This is a genomic window from Phytoactinopolyspora endophytica, assembly GCF_004138495.1.
GTDB classification, from domain to species: Bacteria; Actinomycetota; Actinomycetes; order Jiangellales; family Jiangellaceae; genus Phytoactinopolyspora; species Phytoactinopolyspora endophytica.
In genome coordinates this window covers 2,251-8,626 of record NZ_ML142883.1, presented here as the reverse complement: position 1 = coordinate 8,626, position 6,376 = coordinate 2,251, and the positions used below count along the sequence as shown (strand labels likewise).

Below are 6,376 nucleotides of genomic sequence, written 5' to 3'. Positions count from 1 at the left end.
GCGCCGGCCTCGAGCAGCGCCCAGCCTGTGCGGTATCCGGCATACGAGATCAGGTTCACCGGCCCTTCGGCCCGAGCGAGCTCGGCCAGCACGTCATCCCACCTGGTCGCATCATGCCCGGTGCAGCCACGCCCGCCCAGTTCAGCCTCGACCAGCAGCCGCCACAACGGTACCGACGAGTTCGCCGCCAGCCTGTCGGCAGTGGAACGGAGCCAATCGACGTCGTCGGCTTCTTCCTCGCCGAGCCCGCCCGACCGGATCCGCTCGGCAATTGCTCGTGCGCCGACGAAGGCCAGCGGCAGATCGAAACCCGGGCCGTCGGCCTTCCCGGGCCCACGCAGGACTTCCGTCACCGCAGCCCAGGCCCCGTCATAGTCGCCGCGGGCAAGCAGCAGCTCGGCGTACGAACGGGCGACGTACCTACTGTGCTGGGGGTACGTCGCCTTGGAAGCGATCCCCGCGCGCAGGTCGGCGAGGATGCGTTCCGCGGTCTCCAGATCACCGCGCCACAACGCCAACCGGCCCCGTAGGTTGTGCAGGTGGCCGACGTGCTCTTCCGCGGGACGCAGCTCGAGCCCGCGTGTGATCAGACGCTCCGCGCGGTCCCATTCACCGAGGGCCAACAGCGGCTCCGCGGCGTTCCCGGCCAGCATCGAGCCCTGTGTTCGTCCACGACCCACTTCTGTGGCACGTGCCTTGCCCTCCGTGGCCACCTGTACGGCCTCGCGGTACCGCCCGAACAGGTTTAGGGCGTGTGACACGTTGACGTGGTACCGGATCAGGATCCCAGGGACGTCGGTCTCCACCGATCGCGCACGGGCGAACTCGGCCATCGCGTCGTCGGCGTTGCCGTGCTCGCTCAGGACCGAGCCCCTGGTGATCCGTGCCGAGGCGACCAGGTGATCCGCTCCGGCGGCGGCCGCCGCCTGCTCGGCGTCGTCGCAGACCCGGAACGCCTCGTCGAAGTCCCATTCGAGCATGAGCATCATGGCCAGGGACTCCAGCACCTGGGCACGGGTGACCGACGGCGGGGACGGTGGGATCAGCTCCGCGGCCCGCCTCAGCTTGTCGACTGCACCGGGCATTCCGGTCCGACACATCATCCGGCCGGCCCATCCCAGCACCTCGCCGGCGAGAACCGGCTCGCTCTCGACGTCGACATACTCCAGCGCCGCCCTCGCCAGCGCCGTGGCACGCTCGTCCTCGCCGGCCTCGCCCGCCTCCAGGCAGGCTCGGAGCATCAGGTCGACTCGGGTGCCGCCGGACACGGTCTCCGGATCATCGACCTGGTCCCACAGCTCCAAGCCACGCTCGAGCATCAGCTGAGCAGAAGCGTGGGCGTAGACGCCGACCAGCTCGTCCGCGGCGCGCAGGGACCAGGTGAAGGCACGCTCGACGTCGTGTGCGAAGTACCAGTGGTGGGCGATCGCCGCCGCCACCCGTCCGTCCGGCACCAGATCCGGACGTTCTTCCAGCGTACGCGCATAACGGGCATGGAGACGCGCATGCTCGCCTGGGAGCACGTCGTCGTGGACGGCTTCCCGGAGCAAGGCATGCCGGAAGCTGTAGCCGTCGCCGTCGACGACGATGACACCGGCAGCGATGGCGTCCCGCAACGACGACTCGAGGGCGGGGACGTCGTACTCGGCGACGGCTTCCAACATCGCGTGGTGAATGTGCTGGCCGGCCAGCGACATCAGCCGCAGGAGCTTCTGGGTCGGTTCAGGCAGCGGCTCGATCCGTACCAGCAGCAGGTCCCGCAACGAGCTAGGAAGCTGCGCGTGACCGGCATGATGATCGACGTTTGCCAGCTCCTCGACGTAGAAAGGCACCCCTTCGCTGCGCTCGAAGACCCGTTCTACGTGCTCCTGGTCGACATCCCGACCGACGATGCCATGCAGCTGATCGGCGACATGCTCGCGGCTGAGCCGTCCGACGTCCAGCCGTACGACGCGCCGGGTCCGGTCAAGCTCGGCGAGCAAGGGGCGCAGCGGGTGCCCCCGGCCCACCTCGTCGGCCCGGGTGGTCAACACCAGCAGGACCGGAGCGGCGATCATGCTCCGCACGACGAACCGCAGGAGGTCGCGGCTGGGGCCGTCTGCCCATTGCAGATCCTCGACGACCGCGACGAGCGGGCGGTCCGCGGCGACGCGCTCGAGCAAAGTGGTGACGACCTCATACAACCGGCCCCGCCCTTCGGCCGCCTGGTCCGGAGTACCGCCCAGCTCCGGCAAGAGCGCGGTGAGCGCGTGGCCGGCCGGCCCCGCCAGCTCGATGACCCGATCCGGTCCCAGCCGGGCGAGCAGACCGCTCAAGAGCCCGATCACCGGAACGAAGGCCATCTCCTCGCCGTCGAGCTCAACCGACTGGCCCACGACCACCAGCGCACCACCTGCCGCCGCCTCGGCGGTGAACTCCTCGACCAGGCGCGTCTTGCCGATGCCGGCCTCACCGCTCACCAGGACGGCCGCCGGTTCACCGGCGAGAACGCCCTTGAAGGCGGTGCGGAGTTCGGAAAGCTCGCTCTCCCGCCCGATCATCGCCGATTGCGGCGCTTGGTTGGTCACACACCCATCGTGCCACCTGGAACCGACACGTCACCTCTGAATAACCGCCAGATGCCGAGTACCGGGATCCGATCTACTGCTCGACGCTGAGCTGAACGGTGGCGAACGAGTGGGCCGGCAGGTCGACGACGAGTGACTCGCCATCGCGCTGCGCACCGTCGAACTTCTCCGGCGCGACGGCCGAGAGATCGTCAACCGTGTTGTGAGCCTGAACCGAGGACGCAGTGAGGATCCTGCCCTCTCCCAGCGTCCAGCCGGCACCGCGCAGGTCGAGCCGGATACGAGCGTCGTCGTGCAGGTCCAGGTTGGTCATGGACACCAGTACTCGGCCGTCCTTGACGCTGGCCGAGGCTGAGACACTCTCGAACTCGCGGCCGTCGACGGCGCGGCGAGGACTGTCATGGGTCACGTGTAGCGGCAGGTTCACGGCGTCCTGATGGTCCTTGTTCATCTCGAACACGTGGTACGTCGGCGTCAGGACGAACCGCTCGCCGTCGGTGAGGACCATCGCCTGCAAGACGTTGACGGTCTGCGCGATGTTCGCCATGACCAGCCGGCGGGCGTGCTTGTGGAAGATGTCGAAGTGCAGACTGGCCACCAGGGCGTCACGCAGGGCGTTCTGCTGGAAGAGGAAAGAGGGGTTCGTCCCCTCCTCGGTCTTCCACCAGGTGCCCCACTCGTCGCACACCAGGCCGATCCGCGCCTGCGGGTCGTAGCAGTCCATGACGCGCGAATGGCCGGCGATGATCTCGTCGATCCGCCACGCGTTGGCCATCGTCTGGTCATACTCGTCGTCGCTGAACGACGTCGCCCGACCTTTGTTCTCCCAGGCCGGGGCCGAGGTGTAGTAATGGAACGACGTCGCCTGGTAGATGTTCCGCGGCCCTTGGGAGCAGCCGAGACAGCTGATCGACTTCATCAGCGCCTCTGTCCACGAGTAGTCGTCGTCGCGGGCTCCGGACGCGACCCGGTAGAGCGTGTTGTCGCCATGGTTCTTGCAGTAGGTGGCGTACTGGCGGGCGAGATCCGCGAAGTACTCGGCCCGCATGTTTCCTCCGCAGCCCCAGGTCTCGTTGCCGATCCCCCAGAACTTGACCTTCCACGGCTCCTCGCGCCCGTTCTCCCGCCGCAGCCGCGACATCGGAGAGTCGCCCGAGCGGGTCAGGTACTCCACCCATTCGCTCATCTCCTGCACGGTGCCGCTGCCCACGTTGCCGGAGATGTAGGGTTCCGCGCCGAGCATCTCGCACAGATCCATGAACTCATGCGTGCCGAAATGATTGTTCTCGACCACATTGCCCCAGTGGGTGTTCACCATCGAGGGCCGTGACTCCTTCGGGCCGATGCCGTCACGCCAGTGGTACTCATCCGCGAAGCACCCGCCCGGCCAGCGCAGATTCGGGATGTCCAGTGCCCGGAGCGCATCCACGATGTCGGTGCGGATGCCACCGACGTTGGGGACTGCCGAGCCTTCCCCGACATAGAACCCGTCATAGATGCACCGGCCGAGGTGTTCGGCGAAGTGGCCGTAGAGGTGCCGGCTGATAGTCGGGCCCGGGACGTCGAGGTTGACGACGGCTTTCATGGTCGTGTTCGACACGTAAGTCCTTTCGTTCTGGCGCTGCCGTATTTCGCACTAGGTCGCTCTACATGATCGTCCGTCATGACTTCACACTGCCGCTCACCAGCCCCTTCACGATGTGGCGCTGCATGGTGAGGAAGAAGATCACCATGGGGATCAGAACGACGACGCTCAACGTCATGAACGCCGGCCAGTCCACGGAGAACTGCCCCACCGCCGAGTAGACCTGCAACACGAGCGTGGCCTTCTCGGGCGAGGTGATGAACACGTTCGGGGTGATGAAGTCGTTCCACACCCACATCACCTGGAAGACGCCGACGGTGACCAGAATCGGCCGGATCAGCGGCAGGACGATGCGCCAGTAGATGCCGAACGGGCCACAGCCGTCGATCCTCGCGGCCTCGATGATCTCATGGGGAACGGTCTTCATATACCCCTGGATGAGGAAGTAGCAGAAGATCGAGCCAGCGCTGTACAGCACCACCAGGCCGTTCAAGCTGTCGATGAGCTGGACGTCGGCCATCATCTCGTACAGCGGCAGGAGCGTGGTCTGGAACGGCACCATGAACGCCAGCAGGAGCAGCACGCTGAACCACCGGTTGAACCGTGACCTGCGCATGATGATGGCGTACGCCGCCATCGAGCCGATCAACAGCATCAGCACGACGGACAGTGCGGTCACGTACACGGTGTTCGCGAAGCTGTCCAGCACCGGGACGGAGTCGAAGACGGTGGAGAAGTTGTCCAGGTAAAGCTCGCTCGGCGGTGCGAGCGGTGAACTCGCCGCCTGCTCTTGCGTCTTCAGCGTGTTGACGACGATGTAGTAGAACGGCAGGCCCACCACGCAGGCCAGTGCGATCATCACCACGCTGGTCACCAGCGAGCCGTGCTTACGGTGTCTCATAGCACCCGCCTCTCCAGACGACGAGCGACGGCGAGCTGCCCCAGGATCACCGCGAGCACCACCAGCATGAAGACCACGGCGAGCGCCGACCCCTCACCGAACCTTCCCTGAGCGAGGCCGCCCTGGATGATCGCCTGTGTGATCGTGTGTGTCGAGTATCCCGGCCCGCCCCCGGTCAGCGTGAACGGCAGGTCGAACACTTTGAGTCCACCGGTGAGCAGCAGGAGCTGACTCACCGTCATGGCCGGCATGAGCAGGGGAAGCGTGATCCGGAAGAACTGCTGCCTCGACGACGCGCCGTCGATCGTCGCCGCCTCGTAGTAGTCGCCGGGAATCGACTGCAGGTACGCGAGGTAGAGGATCGCGTGCCAGCCCGCCTGTGCCCACACGCCGACGAAGATGGTGGACGCTCGCGCCAGCGTGCTGTCCGACAGCCACGGAACGGGACCGACGCCAAACAACGCGTCCAGCGTGGAGTTGAGCACCCCGGACGCGAGCGGGGAGAGGATAAACGTCCACACCAGCCCCAGCAGCGCGATGCTCGGAATGGCCGGGAAGAAGAACACCGCGCGCACGACGTTGCGGCCGAAGAACTTCTGGTCCAGCACCACCGCGAGGGGAATCGCGATCATGGTGACCAGCAGTGTCGTTCCGACGGCGAAGAGCAACGTGAACGACAGCCCTGCCGACATCGCCGAGTCGGAGAAGATCCGCCCATAGTTACGCAGCCCGACGAAGTTCTTCTCGTTCGAGTAGCCGTCGAAGTCCGTGAAGCTGTAGTAGATCGACCGGCCGAGCGGGATGGCGAAGAGCACGACGAACACCGCTGCTACCGGGACCAGGAACAGCTGGTTCGCCGTCGCCTCTCTCCACCGGCCGTCTCGGAACCGTTCACGCCGGCCGCGCTCGCCGGCGTCACCCGCCGAATGCCGGCGGGCGACGCCTGTCGTGGCCACGTTGACACTCACCCGTCGAGCTCGGCGAGCTTACGATCAAGGGCGTCGGCGACGTCGGCCGGCGAGATCTGGCCCATCACCATCTCCTGGACCTTGGCGACCTGTTCGACGCGCAGCGCGTCTTCGTGCCGCGGCCACGAGATCGTCGGCAGGTAGATCTCACCCTCCACCACGTGCTCGAAGACGATATCGAGTGCCGGGTCCAGCTCGGGCTCGTAGTTCGACGTCGTCGTCACGGCGCCCGTCGCCTCCTGGTAGAGCCGGATCCCCTCCTCACTGGCGAGGAACTCCAGGAACCGCTCGGCCTCCTCTGGATTGTCAGTGGCCGAGTTGATCGCGAATCCGGGTGACGCCGCTCCCGCCATGA

Annotated in this window: 4 protein-coding genes and 1 pseudogene; all 5 read right to left on the bottom strand. The window is 66.3% G+C overall.

The window, feature by feature from the left end; genetic code table 11:
* On the bottom strand, positions 1-2,567 hold a 2,567-nt coding region (locus ELR45_RS33610), incomplete at its 3' end, for an ATP-binding protein (RefSeq protein ID WP_129670173.1).
* A gap of 73 nt (positions 2,568-2,640) precedes the next feature.
* Positions 2,641-4,167 carry an alpha-N-arabinofuranosidase gene (locus tag ELR45_RS33605; protein ID WP_205857795.1) on the bottom strand — a complete coding sequence of 509 codons (1,527 nt, stop codon included), beginning with the start codon at positions 4,165-4,167 and terminating at the stop codon, positions 2,641-2,643.
* Positions 4,168-4,228: 61 nt separating this feature from the next.
* A complete protein-coding gene (locus ELR45_RS33600) occupies positions 4,229-5,053 on the bottom strand; it encodes a carbohydrate ABC transporter permease (protein ID WP_129670172.1) in 825 nt (274 codons plus the stop codon).
* Positions 5,050-5,901, bottom strand: a complete 852-nt coding sequence (locus tag ELR45_RS33595; protein ID WP_420814003.1) for a carbohydrate ABC transporter permease — start codon at positions 5,899-5,901, stop codon at positions 5,050-5,052. Before ELR45_RS33595 ends, ELR45_RS33600 begins: the two co-directional genes overlap by 4 nt.
* 116 nt (positions 5,902-6,017) lie before the next feature.
* Positions 6,018-6,376 (bottom strand): annotated as a pseudogene (locus ELR45_RS33590) (sugar ABC transporter substrate-binding protein); the annotation flags it as partial.